This window comes from Streptomyces sp. CNZ301 (assembly GCF_004217425.1).
The window spans coordinates 5,577,577-5,600,257 of sequence record NZ_SHLG01000001.1 but is presented as its reverse complement, the minus strand read 5'-3'; the positions used below and the strand labels follow the sequence as shown (position 1 = coordinate 5,600,257).

The 22,681-nt window shown below is 70.1% G+C and carries 18 protein-coding genes; 9 read left to right on the top strand and 9 right to left on the bottom strand.

Annotated elements, in window-relative coordinates; genetic code table 11:
• Positions 1–17: 17 nt before the first annotated feature.
• From EV375_RS24085 to EV375_RS24075, 3 genes are all read right to left on the bottom strand, one after another.
• Positions 18–926 (bottom strand): DNA glycosylase family protein, encoded by a 909-nt coding sequence (locus tag EV375_RS24085; protein WP_130301475.1) that lies wholly within the window; start codon positions 924–926, stop codon positions 18–20.
• Between the two features lie 100 nt (positions 927–1,026).
• Complete coding sequence (gene manB, locus EV375_RS24080; protein ID WP_130301474.1) at positions 1,027–2,109, bottom strand: mannose-1-phosphate guanylyltransferase; 1,083 nt, start codon at positions 2,107–2,109, stop codon at positions 1,027–1,029.
• A gap of 246 nt (positions 2,110–2,355) precedes the next feature.
• Positions 2,356–3,807 carry a peptidoglycan recognition protein family protein gene (locus EV375_RS24075; protein ID WP_130301473.1) on the bottom strand — a complete coding sequence of 484 codons (1,452 nt, stop codon included), beginning with the start codon at positions 3,805–3,807 and terminating at the stop codon, positions 2,356–2,358.
• 197 nt (positions 3,808–4,004) lie between these two features.
• Here EV375_RS24075 and EV375_RS24070 point away from each other — a divergent pair, with 197 nt between their 5' ends.
• From EV375_RS24070 to EV375_RS24055, 4 genes are all read left to right on the top strand, one after another.
• A complete protein-coding gene (locus tag EV375_RS24070) occupies positions 4,005–4,763 on the top strand; it encodes a TIGR03089 family protein (protein WP_130301472.1) in 759 nt (252 codons plus the stop codon).
• Positions 4,764–4,962: 199 nt separating this feature from the next.
• Positions 4,963–6,270, top strand: coding sequence for an LCP family protein (locus EV375_RS24065; protein WP_130301471.1), 1,308 nt, complete (start codon positions 4,963–4,965; stop codon positions 6,268–6,270).
• A 164-nt stretch (positions 6,271–6,434) separates the two neighbouring features.
• Positions 6,435–8,114, top strand: coding sequence for an LCP family protein (locus EV375_RS24060; protein WP_130301470.1), 1,680 nt, complete (start codon positions 6,435–6,437; stop codon positions 8,112–8,114).
• A 111-nt stretch (positions 8,115–8,225) separates the two neighbouring features.
• Positions 8,226–9,863, top strand: a complete 1,638-nt coding sequence (locus EV375_RS24055) for an LCP family protein (RefSeq protein WP_130301469.1) — start codon at positions 8,226–8,228, stop codon at positions 9,861–9,863.
• A 269-nt stretch (positions 9,864–10,132) separates the two neighbouring features.
• Here EV375_RS24055 and EV375_RS24050 read toward each other — a convergent pair whose 3' ends face one another.
• Positions 10,133–11,116 (bottom strand): glycosyltransferase family 2 protein, encoded by a 984-nt coding sequence (locus EV375_RS24050; protein ID WP_130302090.1) that lies wholly within the window; start codon positions 11,114–11,116, stop codon positions 10,133–10,135.
• Between the two features lie 164 nt (positions 11,117–11,280).
• Between EV375_RS24050 and EV375_RS24045 the strand changes: the two genes are divergently transcribed.
• Entirely contained in the window at positions 11,281–12,771 is a 1,491-nt protein-coding gene (locus EV375_RS24045; RefSeq protein ID WP_486588678.1) for an LCP family protein, read from the top strand.
• 46 nt (positions 12,772–12,817) lie between these two features.
• Here the strand turns inward: EV375_RS24045 and EV375_RS24040 are convergent, their stop codons facing one another.
• Positions 12,818–13,372: an acyl-CoA thioesterase gene (locus tag EV375_RS24040; RefSeq protein ID WP_130301467.1), complete on the bottom strand. Its 555-nt coding sequence runs from the start codon at positions 13,370–13,372 to the stop codon at positions 12,818–12,820.
• Between the two features lie 149 nt (positions 13,373–13,521).
• Here EV375_RS24040 and EV375_RS24035 point away from each other — a divergent pair, with 149 nt between their 5' ends.
• Positions 13,522–14,745, top strand: a complete 1,224-nt coding sequence (locus EV375_RS24035; protein ID WP_130301466.1) for an LCP family protein — start codon at positions 13,522–13,524, stop codon at positions 14,743–14,745.
• A 43-nt stretch (positions 14,746–14,788) separates the two neighbouring features.
• Here EV375_RS24035 and EV375_RS24030 read toward each other — a convergent pair whose 3' ends face one another.
• The gene (locus tag EV375_RS24030) at positions 14,789–15,166 is read right to left on the bottom strand and encodes a VOC family protein (protein WP_130301465.1); all 378 of its coding nucleotides are present in this window, start codon (positions 15,164–15,166) and stop codon (positions 14,789–14,791) included.
• A 76-nt stretch (positions 15,167–15,242) separates the two neighbouring features.
• Here EV375_RS24030 and EV375_RS24025 point away from each other — a divergent pair, with 76 nt between their 5' ends.
• Positions 15,243–15,806 carry a CGNR zinc finger domain-containing protein gene (locus EV375_RS24025; RefSeq protein ID WP_130301464.1) on the top strand — a complete coding sequence of 188 codons (564 nt, stop codon included), beginning with the start codon at positions 15,243–15,245 and terminating at the stop codon, positions 15,804–15,806.
• A 125-nt stretch (positions 15,807–15,931) separates the two neighbouring features.
• Here EV375_RS24025 and EV375_RS24020 read toward each other — a convergent pair whose 3' ends face one another.
• Positions 15,932–17,284, bottom strand: a complete 1,353-nt coding sequence (locus tag EV375_RS24020; protein WP_130301463.1) for a UDP-glucose dehydrogenase family protein — start codon at positions 17,282–17,284, stop codon at positions 15,932–15,934.
• 228 nt (positions 17,285–17,512) lie between these two features.
• On the opposite strand from EV375_RS24020, the gene EV375_RS24015 reads away from it, so the two are divergent.
• Complete coding sequence (locus EV375_RS24015) at positions 17,513–18,700, top strand: acyl-CoA dehydrogenase family protein (RefSeq protein ID WP_302622424.1); 1,188 nt, start codon at positions 17,513–17,515, stop codon at positions 18,698–18,700.
• Positions 18,701–18,803: 103 nt separating this feature from the next.
• Here the strand turns inward: EV375_RS24015 and EV375_RS24010 are convergent, their stop codons facing one another.
• Together EV375_RS24010 and EV375_RS24005 are read right to left on the bottom strand one after the other, a co-directional pair.
• Positions 18,804–19,775 carry an alpha/beta hydrolase gene (locus EV375_RS24010; RefSeq protein WP_130301462.1) on the bottom strand — a complete coding sequence of 324 codons (972 nt, stop codon included), beginning with the start codon at positions 19,773–19,775 and terminating at the stop codon, positions 18,804–18,806.
• A gap of 123 nt (positions 19,776–19,898) precedes the next feature.
• Positions 19,899–21,401 (bottom strand): oligopeptide:H+ symporter, encoded by a 1,503-nt coding sequence (locus EV375_RS24005; RefSeq protein ID WP_130301461.1) that lies wholly within the window; start codon positions 21,399–21,401, stop codon positions 19,899–19,901.
• Positions 21,402–21,935: 534 nt separating this feature from the next.
• On the opposite strand from EV375_RS24005, the gene EV375_RS24000 reads away from it, so the two are divergent.
• Positions 21,936–22,616, top strand: coding sequence for a response regulator transcription factor (locus EV375_RS24000; protein ID WP_130301460.1), 681 nt, complete (start codon positions 21,936–21,938; stop codon positions 22,614–22,616).
• Positions 22,617–22,681: the final 65 nt, after the last annotated feature.

Below are 22,681 nucleotides of genomic sequence, written 5' to 3'. Positions count from 1 at the left end.
CGTGCGTGCGGGCGGTCTCACAGGCGGGCGATGTCCCCCACGGGGAAACGCGGTTGACGCCGTGCCGGCGCCCGTCCCGCCAGGAGGATGAGGCGTGCCGCGCGGTGCCTCTGGCCCTCGTACGGGGCGAGCAGTGCGAGCATCCCGGCGTCGTCGGTGTCGCGGGCGCCGGTGAGGGAGTAGCCGATGATGCCCGGCAGATGAAGGTCCCCGACGGTCAGTGCGTCGGGGTCGCCGTTGCTGCGCTGGAGGGTCTCGGCCGCGGTCCAGGGGCCGATGCCGGGGATGAGCTGGAGCCGCCGCATCGCGGCGGCCAGTTCCATCGACGCCGCCTCCTCCAGACGCGGCGCGCGCTGGGCGGCACGTATGACCGTGGCGGAGCGCTTGTTGTCCACTCCGGCGCGGTGCCACTCCCAGGAGGGGATGCGGCACCATGTGCGCGCGTCCGGCATGACGAAGAGGTTCTCCTGCGGACCTGGAGCGGGCTCTCCGTACCGGCGCACCAGCAGCCGCCACGCACGGTACGCCTCATGGGTGGTCACCTTCTGCTCCAGCACCGACGGGATGAGGGCCTCCATGACGAGTCCGGTGCGCGGCAGCCGGAGCCCTGGGTGGCGCCGGTGTGCCTCCCTCGTCAAGCGGTGGTGCGGGACGAAGACCGACGGGTCGTCCTCCGCGCCCAGCAGCGCGGGCAACCGCTCCAGACTCCACTCGCCGCCGGGTCCCCAGGCCTCGGCCCGTACGGACGCCGTCGCCGCGTCGGCCGTGATGCGCAGGGTCGCCGGGCCCGCCGGTGTGCGGGTCGCCCGCCAGACCGCGTCGCCCTCGGTGCGGTAGCAGGGGTCGTACGGTCCGCGCCGCAGCACGCGCAGATTGCTCCGCAGGTCGTACAGCGGGGGCGCGGTCCAGGTACGGGTGGCAGACACGCCCGACAGGGTATGCGCGAGGCGGGCTGCGCACCCGGGGCGGGGCGCAACTCGGCATCAGCCGCAAGGAACCGGACGCACGGCCGGGGCCGCGCAGCGGTCACTGGTCGGACGAGAAGCGCACCGCCCCCGCCGGAATGCGCGCATCGCACCACACGCGGATACCGTCCCGCAGTTCGTTCCGCTCGCCGATCACGGCACCGTCGCCGACGACGGCGCCGTCGAGCACGGCCGCGGAGCCGATGCGGGCGCCGGCGCCGATCAGGGAGTCCCGCACGAGCGCCCCGGGTTCGATGACGGCGCCGTCGAGCACGGTCGTGCCCTCCACGCGGGCGCCGGCGCCGACCGTGGCCCCCGCTCCGATGACCGTCCCGCCCGTCAGTTTGGCGTCGGGGGCGACCCGTGCCGTCTCCAGTACGAGCCGGTCGCCGCAGCGCCCCGGGACCGCCGGAGAGGGGGCCCTGCCGAGCACGAGATCGGCGGAGCCCCGTACGAACGCCTGCGGGGTGCCCAGGTCGAGCCAGTACGTGGAGTCGACCATGCCCTGGAGGTGGGCGCTGTCGGCGAGCAGCCCGGGGAAGGTCTCGCGCTCGACGGAGACGGGCCGCCCCTTGGGGATGGTGTCGATGACCGAGCGGTCGAAGACGTACGCGCCCGCGTTGATCTGATCGGTGACGATCTCCTCGGGCGTCTGCGGCTTCTCCAGGAACGCGGTGACGCGGCCGTCGTCGTCCGTGGGTACCAGCCCGTAGGCACGCGGATCGTCGACCCGGGTGAGGTGGAGGGAGACGTCGGCACCGGTACGGGTGTGTGTGGCCACGAGTTCGCCGATGTCGAGGCCGGTGAGGATGTCGCCGTTGAAGATGAGCACCGGGTCGGAGGGTGCCGAGCGCAGCCGTGACGCGACGTTGCGGATGGCTCCGCCCGTGCCGAGCGGCTCCTCCTCCGTGACGTATTCCAGGTGCAGCCCGAGCTGTGAGCCGTCACCGAAGTACGGCTCGAAGACCTCCGCCAGATAGGACGTCGCCATCACCACGTGATCCACGCCGGCCGCTCGCGCCCTCGCCAACTGGTGAGCCAGGAAGGGGACGCCCGCCGCCGGCACCATCGGCTTCGGCGTGTGCACGGTCAGCGGGCGCAGCCGGGTGCCCCTGCCCCCGACCAGGAGGATCGCTTCTGTCACCGGATTTTCTTCGCTTCCTGACTGACGGAGGAGGCCTGAGCCGGGTGGTCGGCGGTCAGTTTATGCAGCGTCGCGGGGCCGCGGTGCCCGATGTCGACGCTGCCCGCCCCGCGTCGCAGGCACCGGGCGTGCCGCACGCCGCGGCGGAAACCGGGGACCGCGCGGAGCCGGACTCCCGGCGGTGTCAGCCGGACTCCCGGCCGGCAGCCGGCACTGCCAGTGGGGTGTCAGTGCCGGCCGGCCATGTCAGCGACGGCCCTGGAGCCGTCCCGCTTCGGTCCGGATGGCGGGAAGTTCGCGGTAGAGCTTCTCGCCGGGACATTCGGTGCTGAACCCGTCCCGGTGCCCCGAGACGGCGTTGAGCGTCACCTTGCTGCCCTTCTCGTGCTTGGTGCCGCCCTCGGACGTCAGTGTCACCTTGCCGCTCGCGTCGACGCCGTGGACGCCGAGCTTCCACGCCGTCAGTTTCGACAGCGCGTCCTTCGCGGCCTTCGACGGTTCGGCCTTGGTGTAGGTGCCGAGGACGGCGATCCCCGTGGTGCCGGTGTTGAAGCCCAGCGTGTGAGCGCCCGTCACGGGCTTCGCCGCCCCGCCCGCCCGGCCCTCGTAGATCTTGCCGCACTTGTCGACGAGGAAGTTGTATCCGAGGTCGCGCCAGCCGCTGCTCTTGACGTGGTAGCGGTAGATGCTGCGGATGATCGCCGGCACGTCCGCACAGTCGTAGTTGTTCGTCTCGGCCGAGTGGTGGACGAAGGCGGCCTTCGTGGTCCTGCCGTAGCCGAACTGCGGCTCGCGAAGGCTCTCGTCCGCTCCCCACCCCTTACGGGTGATGATCTGCGGCCGCGGTCCGATGCGGCTGTCCTCCGCCCTGTCCTTCTTCGAAGGGGTCGCGTCCGCAGCGTCCTCGCCGTAGATGGCTCGTGTGTCGCCCCTGTTGAGCGCCGGCAGAACCCCGCCGGGACGCTTCGCGGGATCCTCCTCGCGCGCCCGGTCGCCGGCGCGGGCTCCGGAGCCGGCGGCCTTCCCCGGGTCGACGAGCTCCAGACGCGCGCCCTTGGGCAGCGTCGCCTCGCCCGCCCCGCCGGCTCCCGCCCTGTCCTCGGGGTCCCCGCCCTTCGCGCCCTTCGCCCCCTTCGCGCCCGGCACGATCCGTACGCGTACCGCCGTGGAGTCCCCGACCCACAGCGGAGCGGAGGCGCCGAGCGCCTTCTTGCCCTTGCGGGCCCGCTCCCCCGGCGAGGGGCTGCCGTCGGCGTGCGCGTTCAACGTCCGCCAAGGGGTCCACCGCTTGGTCGCGGAAGAACGCGTCTGCACCTGGAGCCGTCCCGGCGGCGCTGCACCGGGGTCGTCCCAGACCATGCCCACCAGCGAGAACGGCTTCACCTTCCGGGACGTCACGCGTCTCCCGCCCGACGGGTCGTCCTCCCACGCGGAGAGCAGCTTGTCACCGGCGCGGGTGCCGCCGCCGGGAGCCCGGAGCGTGAGCGACCGGGTGCTGCCGGGGATCGAGCCGTCGCCTTCCGCGGCATCCGCGCGGACGCCGCCCGGCCCACGGGCAGCGAGTGGAGGTGCGCCGTCCTCGACCGAGGTGGAGCGCTTGCCGTTCAGCATGGATTCGGCGGACTCGGTGGGCGCGAGCGGCAACAGCAGAGCTCCTGCACACGCGACACCGATCGAGGTGACCAGTAGTGCTCGCATGACGCGATCGTGCACATAGGCACAGTTATCTGTCCATCCGGGACAAATTGGTGCGGCTGATGCTCCGTCCGATACCTCCGGTCACACTCCGTCAGCACGCCGGGGGGACCGGGAAGGGCTCAACCCGCCCCGGCCGCGAGGCGTCAGCACCACCCCGCCCGCGAAGCGGCGGCGGACCGCCCGCGTACGCTTGCCGGGTGAGCACTCCCGCACGCACCCCCGCCGACCTGCTCCGTTCCGCACTCGAGCAGGACCCCGGGCGTCCGCTTGTGACCTTCTACGACGATGCCACCGGCGAACGCGTCGAGCTGTCCGTCGCCACCTTCGCCAACTGGACGTCGAAGACCGCGAACCTGCTCCAGGACGAACTCGCCACCGAGCCGGGCGACCGGCTGACGCTGCTGCTTCCCTCGCACTGGCTCACAGCGGTCTGGCTGCTCGCCTGCTCCTCCGCAGGAGTCGTCGCCGACATGCACGGCGACCCGGCGGCGGCCTCGATCGTCGTGAGCGGCCCCGACTCCCTGGAAGCCGCACGCGGCTGCGGCGGCGAGCGGATCGCGCTGAGCCTGCTTCCGCTCGGGGCGCGCTTCCCGAAGCCGCCGGAGGGGTTCCTGGACTACGCGGCCGAAGTACCGGGCCAGGGCGACCAGTTCATGCCGTACACGCCCATCGCTCCGGACGACCCCTTCATCGTTCCGCCCGGCGAGCAGACCGCCCTCACGGGAGGAGAAGCCGTCACGCGCGCCCTTGCGGACGCGGAGTCGCTGGGCCTGAAGCCCGGCTCGCGGGTGCTCTCCCTGCGTCCGTACGACAGCTGGGAGGGGATCAGCACCGGGCTGCTGGCCCCGCTGGCCGTCGGCGGTTCGGTCGTACTGGTCCGCAACTCCGGTCGCCTGGACGCCGCTGCCCTGCGCAAACGCGGTGAGGACGAGCGCGTCACCCACACCATCGACTGAGCGGGGTCTCCGACCCGCCTCCTCCTCCTGGCTCGGCCCGGTGCGGTCAGCGATGATCGTCACTATTCAGTAGCGATCAGTAGCGATCAGCCATGCGTACAACCTTGTACGGGTTTCGGGCGTCTGCCTTCCTGACCGGCGCCCTCACGCCTGTACGCGTCCCGCACGCGCCGCCGAGACCACGAGGGATGACGCAGACGTGACCGACTCCGGGCCCGACGACAGAGCAACCGAGAACGGCACCCCACGCACCGCGACCGCACAACTCCCGGCCGCCGCCGAGCCCGTCGAGCCACCTGCCGGCAAGCGTCGACTCTGGCTGCGCACCGCCGCGGTGGGCGCCTCGGTGCTCGTGCTCACCGCGGCGGGCCTCGGCTGGACCCTCTACAACAAGCTCGACGGAAACATCCGCACGGATCTCGGCACCGAGCGGGAGCTCAAGCAGTACGAGGCGCAGCGGCCCGCCCCCTCCCCCGGCAAGGCCGAGAACATCCTGCTCCTCGGCTCCGACAGCCGACGCGGCGGCAACAGCAGATACGGACGCGACCAGGGCGGGCAGCGGTCCGACACCGCGATCCTTCTGCACATCGCGGCGGACAGGCGCAGTGCGACCGGAGTCTCGCTGCCCCGCGATCTGATGGTGCGCATCCCCGCGTGCACAGGCAGGGACGGCAGCCGTACGAAGGCACGTTTCGCGCAGTTCAACACAGCCTTCGAGACCGGCGGCGCCGCCTGCACGATCCGCACCGTCGAATCGCTCACGGGCCTTCGCGTGGCGCACCATCTCGTGCTCGACTTCACCGGATTCAAGTCCCTGGTGGACCGGGTGGGCGGCGTCGAGGTCTGCCTCCCCGGCAAGGTGCGGGACCGCGAGGCCAAGCTCGAACTCCCCGCGGGACGCCAGACCCTGGGCGGCGAGGACGCCCTCGGCTACGTACGCGCGCGGCACGGCATCGGAAACGGCAGCGACACCGAGCGCATGAGCCGGCAGCAGCAGTTCCTCGGATCTCTCGTGAAGAAAGTCCGCAGCAATGGTGTGCTGCTGAATCCGGCGAAGCTCTATCCCGTACTTCAGTCGGCGACATCGGCACTCACCGCCGACAAGGGACTCGATTCCCTCAGTGAGCTGTACGAACTGGCGCACGGCGTGCGGAACATCCCGGAGGATCGGGTGCGGTTCCTGACCGTCCCGCGGCAGGCGTACAAGCTCGACAGGAATCGCGACGAACTGGTCCAGCCGGACGCCGGCCACCTCTTCGCGCAGCTGCGCAAAGACCGTGCGGTGCGGGTCGGAGGGGGCTCCGGGGAGGGCGGCGGAAAGGCACGGGAGGACGCCAAGGCCCCCGAAAGCCCTGCTCCGGTGGGCAGGAACCACCGAGCGGGGGACGCCGTCAGATCCTCGGTGGGCAAGGGGCGGGAGAGTCCCGCTCCGGACGGCGACGGGCCGGAGAAGGCGGCGCCCGTCTACCGCGGAACGACAGCGGCGCGCGACGTCTGCCGTACATGACATCTCCACGGTCCACGGCGCTGGGAATGGGGCGAATTGACCACTTCTAAGCTCGTCGAATTTGTCACCGCCGTCGCTCGGCGCCGAAACTGCCGGATAGTGTGGCCGCTCCGGTCCGCCCTCACCGGGCGGCACCAGGCGGCAAATGGAGGACTTACGCAATCGTGAACGCGCAAGGCCGTGGCCCCGCGGGTGACGTGGATCCCGCGGATCAGTGGGTGTTCGACCCGAGCACCGGCAGCTACAAGCTGCGACTGAATCCAGTCGCCGGCGACTCCCGGAGTTCGTCGGTCGGCAGCCGTGTCGACGCGTCGCGCCCGAGGAGAACCTCCGCCGCCGAGGAGGCCGAGCCCCGGCTCCCCTCGCAGCGCCGCCGCGGAGACCGCGCGCAGCCGCCACCGCCCCTCGGGCACGGCCGCCGCAAGCGCAGGCCGGGTCTGTCGAGGAAACAGAAGGTCCTGCGCTGGAGCGCCGGGACCCTCGGATTCATACTGGTCGCCGGGGGCACCGCGGGCTATTTCCTGTACGACCACTTCAACGGCAACATCAGCAAGGTCGACGTCGGCAAGAGCAACGCCGCGGTCACCGACGGGCCGGTGAACATACTCGTCCTCGGCACCGACTCCCGTAAGGGCAAGGGGAACGGCGGTTACGGCGACGCCGCGAGCGTCGGTCACGCCGACACGACATTCCTCTTCCACGTCTCGAAGGACCGCACCAACGCCACCGCGCTGTCCATTCCGCGCGACATGATCACGGACATCCCCGACTGCCCCACCAAGCAGCCGGACGGCTCGACGAAGTCCATTCCGGGCCAGCAGCAGGTCCGGTTCAACACCAGCCTCGGCCAGTCCGGACGGGACCCGGGCTGCACGTGGCGCACGGTCGAGAAGATGACCGGCTTGAAGATCAACCACTTCATGATGGCCGACTTCAACGCCGTCAAGGAGCTCTCCAGCGCGGTCGGCGGTGTCGAGGTGTGCACCGCGAAGCCCATCAACGACCCGAAGTCCCACCTGAACCTCACGGCCGGCAGGCACACGGTCAAGGGTGAGCAGGCCCTGGCCTTCGTACGCACCCGGAAGTCGATCGGTTTCGGAAGCGACCTGGACCGGATCAAGCTGCAGCAGCAGTTCCTCAGCTCGATGATCCGCAAGATGAAGTCCGGGGACACCCTGACCGACCCGTCGAAGCTGTTCAGCCTGGCCAACGCCATGACGAAGGCGCTGACCGTCGACACCGGCATCGGCACCGTCGGGAAGCTGACCGACCTGGCCAAGGACCTTCAGCGGGTGAACGTCAAGAACATCACCTTCGCCACCGTCCCCGTCGTGGACAACCCCGACGACCCGGCAACCGTCGTACTGGACGAAGCGAAGGCACGTCCTCTCTTCAAGATGGTGCAGGCTGACAAGTCGCTCACCAAGACGAAGAAGGGCTCCGGCGGGAAGGATCCGTCCAAGGCGAAGAAGGTACCGGCCTCTCAGGTGCGCGTGGAGGTGCGCAACGGCGGAGGCCCGGTGGGCGCGGCCCAGGAGACCGTGGACTGGCTGCAGAACCAGAAGGGCGTGGGGCTCTCGACCAACGCCGGCAACGCCTCGTCCCAACTGTCCAAGACCCGGCTGGAGTTCTCCTCGAGCCAGGCCGGCCAGGCGGCCACCCTCGCCGAGATGATGGGTCTGCCGAAGTCGGCTCTGAAGCAGAGCTCGAGCGTCGGCGAATCCATGCAGCTCACGCTGGCCAAGGACTTCACCGCGGCGGGAGAGCCGGTCTCGGCGCCTGAGAAGGCCCCGGACGGCGTCCAGAACGTCAAGGCGAACGACAAGAAGGTCTGCGCGAAGTGACGTGCGTCCCCTGCAGGTGCCCGGCCCGGTGCCCGCGGGGGCGAACCCACCGCGCGGGGACGGAAACGGGGAGGTCCCGTGCGGCAGCACGGCACGAGAGGTGACCGGGGGATGCAGGGCGGTCCGCCTGTGCGCGACCGCCTGTGGGATTCGCAGTACGCGGCAGGCCGCGTGCCGCGACAGCGACAGCGGTACACACAGACAGGCGGCGGCGGTATGACTCCGGACGACTACGGCAGCGGGGACGAGGGCGGACAGAGCCCTCGTCCCCGTAAGAAGAGACGTGTCCTGAAGTGGTTCACCGTCTGCCTGTCGCTGCTCATACTCGCCACCGCGGGTGCGGGCTACTTCTACCTGGAGCATCTGAACGGCAACCTCGGCAGGGACGTTCTCAACCTCGGCGACAGCAAGCTGGACAAGAGCGACCCGAACGCCGCCGGCCAGACCCCCATGAACATCCTGCTCCTGGGGTCCGACTCCAGGAGCTCCAAGAAGAACGTCGAGCTCGGCGGCGCACGCGGTGACCGTGAGCGTCCGCCGCTGGCCGACGTCCAGATGCTGCTGCACGTCTCCGCCGACCGCAGCAACATCTCGGTCGTCTCCATCCCCCGTGACACCAAGGCGACGATCCCGAAGTGCACGGACCCCAAGAGCCAGAAGGTCTACCCGAAGACGACAGACAAGATCAACACCAGCCTCCAGCACGGTGGTCCGGGCTGCACCGTCGCCACCTGGGAGGAGCTGACCGGCATCCCGATCGATCACTTCATGATGATCGACTTCGCCGGTGTGGTCTCCATGGCGGACGCCGTGGGCGGCGTCCCCGTCTGCGTGAACAACAACGTCTACGACCCGCAGTCCAAGCTCCGGCTGAAGAAGGGCAACTCGGTCGTGAAGGGCGAGCAGGCGCTGCACTGGCTGCGTACCCGCCACGGCTTCGGTGACGGCAGCGACATAGGCAGGGCCCGCGCCCAGCACATGTACATGAACTCGATGGTCCGCCAGCTCAAGGCGGGGACGAAGTTGTCCGACCCCGGCAAGATGCGCGACCTGGCCGAGGCGGCCACCGAGGCACTCACGGTCGACGAAGGCCTCGGCAGCGTGAAGAAGCTGTACGACCTGGGCAACGATCTCAAGCGCGTACCCACCAAGCGCATCACGATGGCGACGATGCCCTGGCAGTACGCCCCCGGCGGCTACGTCGTGCCGAAGAAGGAAGACGCCGACAACACCTTCGCGCTCATCCGCAACGACATCGCCCTGGACGGCAAGGACAAGAAGAAGGCCAAAGCCAAGAAGCCGCAGCCGAGCGAGCCCACGGTGCCCGAGTCGGAGATCTCCGTACGGGTGATGAACGGCACCGGAAGCGCCCTCCAGCCGCCGGTGAGCGGGCGGGCGGGAGTCATCTCCGAACAGCTCGGACGCAAGGGCTTCGCCCAGGCCACGGCCGATCAGACGCCCAAGTCCCAGGCCGACACCACGATCAGCTACCCGCGCGAGGGCGAGCGCGGCAACGCTCTCGCCGTCGCGAAGGCCATCGGACTGCCGGAGAGCTCGGTCAAGCACTCCAGCGGGGTGGAGGGCGTGACGCTGGTGATCGGCAGTGACTGGCGCGAGGGCACCGCCTACCCGAAGGACGCCGGCGCCTCCGGGAAGAAGCAGGAGAACAAGGCGCCCGACAGCGCCGACGCCCTGCGCGGTGACGACGACAAGGCATGCATGGAGGTCAACCCGGCGAACGTGTGGTGACCCGGCGACCGGTGCGTGACCCTGCGCCCGCGCCGTGAGCACCCGCCGCACGACGGGAACATGTGCCCGCCGCACAACGGGAGCACGAAGAGGGGCAGCCGCCGAAGCGGCTGCCCCTCTCACATGCCGTCATGTCTCCTATGCCGTCCTGCCGTCAGTGCGTCGTGGCGTCAGGCGTCAGGCGTCAGGCGTCAGGCATCGTGGCGTCAGTGCGTCGTGGCGTCAGGCATCGTGGCGTCAGTGCGTCGTGGCGTCAGTGCGTCGTGGCGTCAGTGCGTCGCCGGCACGGGCTCCCTGCGGGAGGCGATCACCTTGCGCGCGAGCTTCCGCGGGCTCGTCAGGAAGCCCCAGCCCCAGGACATGTGCATGGTGGCCAGCGCGACGGGAATCCACGCACGGCTCCTCAGCGGCAGCCCCTTGCCCGCGGGCAGCGACCCGAGGACGACCGCCGCCAGGTAGCCGCCCGGGACCACGAAGCCCAGCGGCAGCCCCGCCAGGCCGGCCCCGGTTCCCACGGCGATCGCGCAGACGGCCGCGGGCGGCGCGAGATAGCGCAGATTGATCGAGCCGGGGTGGTAGCGCGCGACGACATGGCGCCAACGCCCGTAGTTCCGGTACTGCTTGGCCAGGGCGCGGACACTCGGCCGCGGACGGTACTCGACCTTCAGCTCCGGCGAGAACCAGACGAGACCGCCCGACTCGCGGATCCGGAAGTTCAGCTCCCAGTCCTGGGCACGTATGAACTCCTCGTTGTAGCCGCCCTGTTGCTCCAGCACCTCACGCCGGAACACTCCGAGGTAGACGGTCTCGGCCTCGCCGGCCTGCCCTCCCGTGTGGAAGGCCGCGTTGCCCACGCCGATCTTCGATGTCATCGCGGCGGCGACGGCGCGTTCCCAGTCGGTCTCCCCCTCGGCGTGCATGATCCCGCCGACGTTGGCCGCGCCGGTCTCCGACATCAGCCGCACCGCCGTGGCGATGTATCCGGGCGAGAGCATCCCGTGCCCGTCCACGCGTACCACCACCGGATGCCGGGACGCCTTGATGGCGGCGTTCAGCGCCGCGGGCGTGCGGCCGCTCGGGTTGGGAACCGTGTGGACGCGGGAGTCCTCGGCGACGAGCTCCGCCGCGATCTCGTCCGTGCGGTCCTCGGAGGGCCCGAGGGCGATGACGACCTCCAGCTCTCCGTCGTACTCCTGCTGGAGGATGTGTTTGACGGAGCTGCGCAGGTGCCGTTCCTCGTTGAGGACCGGCATGATCACCGAGACCGCGGGCAGCTCCGATCCCGTGGAAGTCCTATCAGTCACGCGCTCACGTTACCGCGCTCCGTGCAGGCCCCCGCACGCCAGCCGGGTGCCCCGCGGCTCGTGCGACGGCGTGTGCTGAAGTGCCGCCGGTCGTATCGCCCTACAGTATGGCGATGCGCGCGGAAGCACACAAAAACGGCCGTAAGTCCCGGTGGGGGGTACGCCTGACAACGGCTCTCTCCGTGCTCGTGCTGGGGGCGAGCGGCGTGGGCCATCTCATGGTGAACGAGCTCAACGCGGACGTGAACCGGGTCGACCCCTTCCAGGGGCTCACCGACCGGCCACGCGACACCGGTGGCGTCAACTTCCTCGTCGTGGGCACCGACCGGCGCGACAAGCTCTCCGACGAACAGCGGCAGAAGTACCGGCTGGGCGGCTCCGCGTGCGACTGCACGGACACCCTGATGCTCGTCCACATCTCGGCCGACCACGACAGGGCCAGCGTCGTCAGCCTCCCCCGCGACTCGTACACGAAGCTTCCCGCACACACCGACGCAGGCACCGGCAAGCGGCACGCGGCCACGCCCGCGAAGCTCAACTCGGCCTATGCGCACGGCGGCGCGCACCTGACCGTCAATACCGTCGAGGCCATGACCGGCATCCACATCGACCACTACATGGAGGTCGACTTCACCAGCTTCATGCGCACGGTCGACGTGCTGGGCGGCGTGCCCGTCTGCACGGAGAAGCCGCTGCACGACAGCTACTCCGGCCTCGACCTGCCCGCCGGCACCACCAGACTCGACGGCGGCCGCGCCCTGCAGTACGTACGGGCGCGGCACCTGGGCGACGGCTCGGACCTGGGCAGGATGGAACGCCAGCAGCACTTCCTCGCGGCCGTCATCGAGAAGGCCACGGACAGCGGCGTCCTGATGAACCCCGTGAAGCTGAGAAAGGTCGCGTCCACGGTCCTCGACTCCGTCCGCGCGGACAGCGGGCTCGGCAGCGAGCAGATGCTCGAACTCGGGCGGGCACTGCGGCGGTTCGATTCCGGCTCCTCGGAGTTCGTCTCCGTCCCCGTGGAGAACGCCGACCACAAGGTCCCGAAGCTGGGCTCCACCGTGAAGTGGGACGAGCCGAAGGCCCGCAAGCTCTTCGCCGCGCTGCGGGACGACAGGCCGCTGACGAAAGAGAAGCCCGAGGACACCGAACGCGCGGGCGGCTCCCGTGGTGGCAAGGCGGGCTCCGGGGACGCCACACCGGGAGCGGCCGTCAGCATCCCCCCGGCCAACATCCAGGTGCACGTCGAGAACGGCACACGGAACGAGGACCTGGCGCGCAGCGTCGACAAGGAGCTGCGTGGCACCGGCTTCGCCACGACGGGCGATCCGGGCTCCGCGGACCGCCGGAACGTCTCACGTACGACCATCGCGTACGACCCGCGCTGGGACCGCTCGGCCCGCGCGCTCGCGAAGGCCCTGCCGGGCGCCGAGCTGGTGGAGGAGGCCGGCCGCGGGCCCGTCATGCGGGTCACCGTGGGCAAGAAGCACCACAGCGTGCGCAAGGTGCACCTCAGCCCGCACTCGTCACAGGGGCCGGCGCCCAGCACGGGCGCGCGGAACGACGGCGCCCTCACCGGAGGCGAGCGCGCCTCCTGCGCCTGACGGGCGCCCCGCCCGGACCGGACGCGTGCAGAGGCCGTGGCGCGGGTCAGGCCCCGGACTGCTCGCGCTCGCGCTGCTTCCGTGCGCGCAGGTCCCTGATGGCCCGGCGGCTGGCAAGCCGGTGCGTGCGGCGGATCTGCGCCTCCTGATGGCGCCGCTTGTCCTGCTCCGTCTCCGGCAGCACCGGAGGGACGGGGCGGGGCCTGCCGTTCTCGTCGACGGCGGCGAAGACCAGGTACGCCGAGCCGACGTGGGTGGCCGGGACGGCCTCGTTCCAGCGTTCGGCAAGGACCCGGACGCCGATCTCCATGGAGGAGCGCCCCGTCCAGTTCACCTGCGCCTTGACGTGGACGAGGTCGCCGACGCGCACCGGCTCCAGGAAGACCATCTCGTCCATGGAGGCCGTGACGGCGGGGCCGCCGGAGTGCCGTCCCGCGACGGCTCCCGCCGCGTCGTCCACCAGTTTCATGATCACGCCGCCGTGCACCGTGCCGAGGAGGTTCGTCTCGTTGCCCGACATGATGTGCGAAAGCGTCGTACGGGAGGCGTGGGTGGGCTTGCCCTGCGGGCCGCTCTCCGCAGCGGGAGCCTGGTCGGTCATGCACCCCACACTAGAGCGTGCACCCGCTGTGACCAGCTGGTGCCCCAATAGCGGACGAACAGTGGCTTTGCATCAGAACGGCTACAGCATCTGTCCGATCTCGCCTCCGGGCTGTGTTCCTCCGGCCGGGTCAAGGCAGACTGCCCTCCATGAATGACTGGCCCGGTGGATGGAACGACTCACACGACAGGTACGGCGCCCCGCGAGCCCACAGAGGCGTGCCGCCGCAGTCGAGAGGCGGCTATGACGCGGGCTACGGCGGACACCCGGGCTATGACGGCCCGGGTGCCGGTTACGACTCGGGTTACAGCAGCGGGCAGGTCTACGGCGGCGGCAACCGCGGCGGCTACGACGGGTACGACGCCTACCCGTACGATGACGCGCCGCCGCGGCGGCGCGGGCCGCGCTTCAAGACCGTGGTGATATCCCTGGTCGTCATCCTGCTGGCGTGGTCGATCGGCACCTACTTCTGGGCGGACTCCAAGCTCCGCCGCGAGGTCGACCTGAGCATCGTCCAGGACCGGCCGACGGCCGGCGAGGGCACGAACTACCTGATCGTGGGGTCCGACAGCCGCGAGGGCCTGTCCGCGCAGCAGAGGAAGGAACTGCGCACGGGTTCGGCAGCGGGCAAGCGGACCGACTCGATGATGATCCTGCACGTCGGCTCCGGCGGTCCGACGCTGATCTCGCTGCCGCGTGACTCCTTTGTCGAGATCCCGCCTTTCAAGGGCTCGGAGTCCGGCAAGCAGTTCAACAACACCCAGCAGACCAAGCTCAACGCCGCATACTCGCAGGACGGCGCCCCGCTCCTCGTCCGTACCGTCGAGCACAACACGGGCCTGAAGATCGACCACTACGCCGAGATCGGCTTCGGCGGCTTCGCGCAGATCGTGGACGCGGTCGGCGGAGTGGAGATGAACATCCCGCAGGACATCAAGGACAAGGACTCGGGCGCGGATTTCAGGAAGGGCAAGCAGACCCTCGACGGCAAGCAGGCCCTCTCCTTCGTGCGCAACCGTCACGCGGGCACCGGGGACAGCGACCTGGGCCGCACGAAGAACCAGCAGAAGTTCCTCGCCGCCCTGGCGAATCAGACCGCGACCCCGTCGACGGTCCTGAACCCCTTCAGGCTCTACCCGACCCTGGGTGCCGGCCTGGACACCCTCGTCGTGGACAAGGAGATGAGCCTGTGGAACCTGGGCTCGATGTTCTTCGCGATGAAGGACGTCAACAGCGGTGAGGGCAAGCGGATGAACATGCCCATCGCCGGGTCCGCGCCGGGCGGTTCGCTGCAGTGGGACAAGCCGAAGGTTCAGCAGCTCATCCAGCAGCTGAAGAACGACGAGAAGGTCACCGTCACCTCCGACCGGTGACCCCGCCGCCGGGACCCGGGGCCTCCTTCGCGGGCCCCGGGCCTCAGTCGCAGGCGCACAGACAGAACGGGTGCCCGGCAGGGTCCAGATAGACGCGGAAGCCACGCTTGCCTCCGTCGTCGCCCTGGATCAGCCGGGCACCCAGTTCGATCACCTCTTTCTCCGCCTGGTCCAGGCGTTCCCTCGGCACGTCCAGATCCAGGTGCAGCTGCTGGGCGTGCTCGAGGCTGGGCCACTGGGGCGGGATGAATCCGGGCGACTCCTGGAACGAGAGCCGGTACCCGTTCGGGCCGGTCACGTCCACCCACGACTTCGTGCCCTCCGGGTCGACCTTCCAGTCGAGCACCTGCGCGTAGAACTCGGCGAGACGCTGAGGGTCGGGACAGTCCAGAACGATGCTATGCATGGTGGCGATGGCCATTGTTACCCCTTGATGTGGTTAACCGGTAACGCAGTCGGTTACCAGATACTGGCCCTTCATCGGTAACGTGGCAAGGGTGACGGACCGATCGCCTCCGGAAGCACTCGTTCTGGTGCAGGAGCTGACGAACACACTTGACGTGGAGACGGGCGAGGACTCGCTCGCAGCGCCGGGTGGCATCGACGAGTTCGCACGGCGCCACGGGATCGAGGGACTCGGCGGGAACGGCTCCGGCGCCGGGACCCGCGGCCGGCAGCTCGCCGAGGTGTGCGAACTGCGGGAGGCCCTGCGAGCCGCGTGCCTCGCACACACGGGCACGGACATGCCTTCCGCGGAGTCCGCGACGCTCGGCCGGCTCCTGGCGGACGCGCCGCTCGTCGTCACCGTGGACGGCACCGGACGCGCCGCTCTGCACCCCGCCGACGGGCTGACCGGGCTGCCGCTGCTGACCGCACGCATCGCCGTGGGAATCGCCACGGCGGAGTCGGACGGCACATGGCAGCGGCTCAAGGCGTGCCCCGCGCACGACTGCCTGTGGGTGTTCTACGACCGCAGCCCGGCGGGCCGCGGCCGCTGGTGCTCGATGGCCGTGTGCGGCAGCCGCGCCAAGATGCGCACCTACAGGGCGAAACAGCGCTGAGCCCGCGCCGGGCCGCCGGCCCGGGCAGCGGTCAGGCGCTCCCCTCGGACCCCACGCCGAGGGCGGCGGGGTCAGGCGGTCGGGTTCAGGCGGTCGGGTTCACGCCGTGGGTTCCAGCCGTGGGTTCACGCCGTGGGGCGGCCCAGCGCGCGGAACGTCCAGTTCTCCTTGCGCCACAGCGCCGGATCGAGGGTGTTGCGGCCGTCCAGCATGCGCCGCACCGCGACGGCCTCGCCCAGCGCCGCGGGATCCAGCTGCTGGAACTCACGCCACTCCGTCAGATGCAGTACGACGTCCGCGCCACGGACCGCCTCGACGGCGCTCGGGGCGTACCCCAGGGTCGGGAAGATCGCACGGGCGTTCTCCATGCCCTTGGGGTCGTAGACCGTCACCTGCGCGCCCTGAAGGTGCAGCTGCCCCGCGACGTTCAGCGCGGGCGAGTCGCGTACGTCGTCGGAGTCCGGCTTGAAAGTGGCGCCCAGGACGCCAACGCGCGTGCCCAGCAGCGTTCCGCCCAGTGCCTGCCTGGTCAGCTCCACCATGTGGGCACGGCGCCGCATGTTGATCGAGTCGACCTCGCGCAGGAACGTGAGCGCCTCGGAGGCACCCAGCTCGCCGGCCCGCGCCATGAACGCGCGGATGTCCTTGGGCAGGCAGCCGCCGCCGAAGCCGATGCCGGAACGCAGGAACTTCTTGCCGATGCGGTCGTCGTAGCCGATCGCTTCGGCGAGCTTCGCCACGTCGCCGTCGGCCGCCTCGCACACCTCGGCCATGGCGTTGATGAAGGAGATCTTCGTCGCGAGGAACGAGTTGGCCGACGTCTTCACCAGCTCGGACGTCGGGAAGTCGGTGACGACGAAGGGCGAACCCTCGGCGAGCGGCTTCGCGTACACCTCGCGCAGCTGCTGCTCCGCGCGCTCGCTGCGCACGCCGACGACGATGCGGTCGGGGTGCAGCGTGTCCTGCACGGCGAAACCCTCGCGCAGGAACTCCGGGTTCCAGGCCAGCTCCGCCTCCTCGCCCACGGGCGCCAGCTCCGCGAGCCGGACGGCGAGCCGCGCCGCGCTGCCGACGGGCACCGTCGACTTGCCGACGACGAGGGCCGGGCGGCGCAGATGGGGAGCCAGCGCTTCGAGCGCGCTGTCGACGTAACTCATGTCGCAGGCGTATTCGCCGTGTTTCTGCGGGGTGTTGACGCAGACGAAGTGGACGTCGCCGAAGTCGCCCACCTCCTCGTAGGAGGTGGTGAAGCGGAGCCTGCCGCTCGAACCCTCGTGCCCTGCCACGTGCCTGCGCAGCAGCTCCTCCAGGCCCGGCTCGTACATCGGCGTCTCGCCGCGCTCCAGCAGCGCGATCTTCTCCGCCGAGATGTCCAGACCCAGCACCTCGAAGCCGAGTTCGGCCATGGCGGCGGCGTGGGTGGCGCCGAGGTAGCCGGTGCCGATCACTGTGATCCTGAGCGGGGCCTTGTTCGCCATGGTTGGGTTGCTCCTGTAGGACGACGCCTGGGACGCTCCGGAAGATCTGCTCCGCACGCTCCCGGAACGCTGCCCGCGCAGCATATCGGGGGCCGCCTGTCGCGTACCTCACGTATCCCGGGCCGGGCAGGGGGCCCTAGAATTGGGTTACTTAACGGTAATTAGCAGATGCCCTCGCCGACCCGGTCGCCGTACCGGAGCAGCACAGCTGATGAGGAGTGAGACACCTTGGCGCCATCGGGAAAAAGCGCAGCCGCTGACTTCGGTCTCTACCGGCCGTCCGAAGAGCACGACATGCTCAGGGACTCGGTGCGCGCCCTCTCCGAGGCGAAGATCGCGCCCTTCGCCACCGAGGTGGACGAGGAGGGCCGCTTCCCGCAGGAGGCCCGGGACGCGCTCGAGGCCAACGACCTGCACGCGGTGCACGTGCCCGAGGCCTACGGCGGCGCCGGCGCCGACGCCCTCGCGACCGTCATCGTCATCGAGGAGGTCGCCCGTGTCTGCGCGTCGTCCTCGCTGATCCCCGCTGTCAACAAGCTCGGATCGCTGCCCGTGATTCTCTCCGGCTCCGAGGAGCTGAAGAAGCGCTACCTCACGCCGCTCGCCGCCGGCGAGGCGATGTTCTCCTACTGCCTGAGCGAGCCGGACGCCGGTTCCGACGCGGGCGGCATGAAGACCAAGGCCGTGCGGGACGGCGACCACTACGTCCTCAACGGCGTCAAGCGCTGGATCACCAACGCCGGTGTCTCCGACTACTACACCGTCATGGCCGTGACCGACCCGGACAAGCGCACCAAGGGCATCTCCGCCTTCGTCGTCGAGAAGGACGACGAGGGGGTCTCCTTCGGCGCCCCGGAGAAGAAGCTCGGCATCAAGGGCTCCCCGACCCGCGAGGTCTACCTCGACAACGTCCGCATCCCCGCCGACCGCATGCTCGGCGCGGAGGGCACCGGCTTCGCCACCGCCATGCTGACCCTGGACCACACCCGCATCACCATCGCCGCACAGGCGCTCGGCATCGCCCAGGGTGCCCTCGACTACGCCAAGGGGTACGTCGCGGAGCGCAAGCAGTTCGGCAAGCCGATCGGCGACTTCCAGGGCGTGCAGTTCATGCTCGCCGACATGGCGATGAAGCTGGAGGCGGCCCGTCAGCTGACGTACGCGGCCGCCGCCAAGTCGGAGCGCATCGCCCTCGGCGGCGCCGACGAGGACCTGACCTTCTACGGTGCGGCAGCCAAGTGCTACGCCTCGGACGCCGCCATGGAGATCACGACGGACGCGGTCCAGCTCCTCGGCGGCTACGGCTACACCCGTGACTACCCCGTCGAGCGGATGATGCGCGACGCGAAGATCACGCAGATCTACGAGGGCACCAACCAGGTGCAGCGCATCGTGATGGCCCGCAACCTGCCGTAGCGCGGCCTACGTCGGTGACATGAGCGACGTCATGTGACACGTCTGCGAGGGCGCCCCCGCACGGTGTCCGGTGGTCCTCCGCCGGTCCGCGCGGGCGGTGCCCTCAGCCGTGCGTGCCGGCGTCCGGTGAAGCGGGCGGCGTCGGGGCGGCCGACTGCGTACGTGCCGCAACCCAGTTCAGCATCATCCGCTCGAGGCCCGGCCTGCCCAGCAGGCCCCCGCCGTGCTCCGCTCCCGGCACGGTCACGACGGTGACGTCGCCGGGTGCCATGCCCCGGCGCAGCTCCGCGTCGCGCAGCGCCTCGGAGTGAGCGACGGGCACGAAGTCCCGCCTGGAGTGGATCAGCAGCATCGGCGGGTCGTCGGCGCCGGAGGCGTGACGGACGGCCGACATGTCCCGCCAGACGCGGCGGCACGCCTCGTCCCCGTGCGCGCTCCCCTGCCGCCGCTGCGGCTCACAGCCCGCCAGCCGGGCCGCGTTGGCGCGCAGCACCGCCATGCCGCCGCTGTCCCCGTCGGGAGCTCCGGCGGCCCGCCAGGAGCGGTACGGGTCGACCACGGGGGAGAGCGCGACCACGCCCGCGAGGTTCCGCCGCCCCTGCCCGTGCGCGCCGGCGCTGGTGGCGACCTGTCCGCCCGCGGAGGAGCCGAGGAGCACGATCCGGTTCGGGTCCACGCCGAAATCCCCGGCACGCTGCTTGATCCAGCTCACCGCGCGCAGCACGTCCGAACGCTGGGCGGGCCAGGGGGCGTCGGTGTTGCGGCGGTAGTCGAGATTGAAGACCGCCGGCCCGCCGGCGGCGATCCGCCGGCCCCAGCGGCTCCACCCGGCCGACCGGTCCTGGTACCAGAAGCCTCCGTGCACGATGACGAGGCCGGTACGCCGTGGGCCCGGCCGCGCCGGATCGGCGTCACTGTATGCGGTCAGCCGCTGCCTCTTGAGCGGGCCGTAGGAGTAGGTGCGGCGCTCCGGCGCCGTCTGCGCGGTGCCGCGCTCCTCGCCGCCTCGCACCACTGGTGACGTGCAGAGAACGAGCGCCAGACATGTGAGGAGTACGAACCCGGGTCTGTGCACTTGACCAGCGTCGGGTCCCGCTGCCCGGGCCGCAACAGCACTCTCCGTGACCGGGGATCATGCACACGTACAGAGCCCCGGCTCCGCGGGTGCGGAACCGGGGCCACCGTGCCGGGCGCCGTGTTACTTCACGGAGCCGAGGAGCGGGTTGATCTTCTTGCGGGCGGCGAGGAAGACGATTCCCGCGAGCGCTGCGATGAAGCCCTGGACCGCGAAGCCCGTCTTGCCGCTGGCGGCGTCGCCGAGCACCAGCTGGACGATCGCGAAGACGCAGTCGCCTGCCGTGACCGCGAGGAACCACACACCCATGAGCTGGCTCGCGTACTTCGCGGGCGCGAGCTTCGTCGTCACCGACAGGCCGACCGGCGAGAGGCACAGCTCCGCGACGGTCTGGATCAGGTAGACGGTGATCAGCCACAGCGGGGTGACCTTGTCGCCGCCGGACGCCGAGGCGATGGCGAGCATCATCACGCCGAAGGAGACGCCGATGCCGATCAGGCCGAAGGAGAACTTCGTCGTGGTCGCCGGGTTGCGGCTGCCGAGCTTGACCCAGAGAGCGGCCAGGACGGGCGCGAGGATCATCACCCACAGCGGGTTGACCGACTGGAACCAGCTCGTGGGGAACTCGATGCCGAACAGGTCGGTCGAGGTGCTCTTCTCGGCGAAGAGGTTCAGCGTGGAACCGGACTGGTCGAAGATCATCCAGAAGATCGCGGCCGCCACGAAGAACCAGATGTAGCCGCTGAGCTTCTTGCGCTCGTCCTCGGTGACCTCGCTGTCACGCCGCATCCGTACGAAGTAGTACGTCGGCAGCACGAGGCCGGCGATGCTCAGCGGCCACAGCACCCAGTCGATGGTGAACATGTCGGCGAGCACGATGGCCGTGTAGAAGACGGCCGTCACGGCGGCGGCGACCAGGGTGTTGCGGATGGCCTTGTTGCGGTCGCGCACGTCCAGCGGCTGCGGGACGACGCTCGACTCCGGCGCGAGGTGCCTCGTGCCGATCAGGAACTGGATCAGGCCCAGGGCCATGCCCACGGCGGCCAGGCCGAAGCCCAGGTGCCAGCTGACCTTCTGCCCGGCCCAGCCGATCAGCAGCGGCGCGGCGAAGGCACCGATGTTGATCCCCATGTAGAAGACGGTGAATCCGCCGTCCCTGCGCGGGTCGTTGGGGCCCGCGTACAGGTGACCGACCATCGTGGAGATGTTGGCCTTCAGCAGACCGGACCCGACACCGATGAAGGCCAGGCCGGCGAAGAAGAGCGCGTTGACGCCGGTCGCCAGCAGCGCGTGACCGATCATGATCACGAACGCGGATATCGAGACCGTCTTGCGCGGGCCCCATACGCGGTCGCCGAGCCAGCCGCCCGGCATCGCCATCAGGTAGACCGTCGCGTTGTAGACGGAGTAGAGAGCAACGGCCGTGGCGGAGGCCATGCCCATGCCGCCCTCCGCGACCGCGGCCGTCAGGTAGAGGACGAGCAGGGCGCGCATTCCGTAGAAGCTGAAGCGCTCCCACATCTCGGTCATGAAGAGGGTGGCGAGACCGCGGGGGTGACCGAAGAAGGTCTTGCCGTCGGCCGCAGGCGGGTGCTGCGGCGCGTCCTTGGACGCAGTGGAGGCCATGTGGGGGGTTCCTCGCTGTGTGAGAAGGGGGCCGGTGCCCCGGACGCCGGCGGGGTGCCGCCGGTCCCGGGGAGCCCCGCGTGCTTCTCACACGGCAGGGCCCGGCGCTGGGGACATGTGGTTGCTGGTTCCGCTTCCGCCGCGGTCCGGGCCGGGACACGACGGCGCGCCTCGCGGAAGGAGCTCCTGAAGGCCCGGCATTCCGGGGGCAGGTTCGTGCTGGTGCTCGCCCGCCCCCTTGGCGGAAGTCCACCGCCGGACCGTCCGGCCACCGGTTCACGGACGCGGTCGGCCGGCGCCACAGGATCACCACCGCACTGGCTCCGCCGGGGCCCCCGCCCCTGGTGATCACGCCGGAAGCCAGCTCACCATACGTCACGGGGGTACCGGTAACGGAAGGGATTGGGAGCAGGATCACAGGCGCAAGGAGTAAATTCCCAGTCAATTCGAAGGTAACGAGTTGATATCTCCGACGATCCGCACTGGTTGGCAGGGACCGGCCTTACGCTCGGCGACGAGGACTACCATCAGCCCATGACCCGTGTACTGCTCGCCGAGGACGACGCCGCCATCTCGGAGCCGCTGGCCCGCGCGCTGCGCCGTGAGGGATACGAGGTCGAGGTGCGCGAGGACGGCCCCGGGGCCCTCGACGCAGGCCTCAAGGACGGCATCGACCTGGTCGTGCTCGACCTCGGACTGCCCGGCATGGACGGACTGGAGGTCTGCCGCCGGCTGCGCAACCAGGGGCACACCTTCCCCGTGCTCGTCCTCACCGCTCGCGCGGACGAGGTCGACACCGTTGTCGGCCTGGACGCGGGTGCCGACGACTACGTCACCAAGCCCTTCCGCCTCGCCGAGCTGCTCGCACGCGTACGCGCCCTGCTGCGCCGGGGCGCCGCCGCGGAGCCCGCCGTTCCGCCCGCCACCCACGGGGTGCGCATCGACGTCGACTCGCACCGCGTGTGGATGGGCGACGAGGAACTCCAGCTGACGGCCAAGGAGTTCGACCTGCTGCGGGTGCTGGTGCGGGACGCCGGGCGGGTCGTCACCCGTGACCAGCTCATGCGCGAGGTCTGGGACACCACTTGGTGGTCGTCCACCAAGACCCTCGACATGCACATCTCCTGGCTCCGCAAGAAGCTCGGCGACGACGCCGCCAACCCGCGCTACATCGCCACTGTGCGGGGCGTCGGGTTCCGGTTCGAGAAGAGCTGAGAGACACGCGTGCCGGCCCCGCCGTCCTCCGCACCGCTCCTCCCCGGTGACCGTGACCGGCGCTC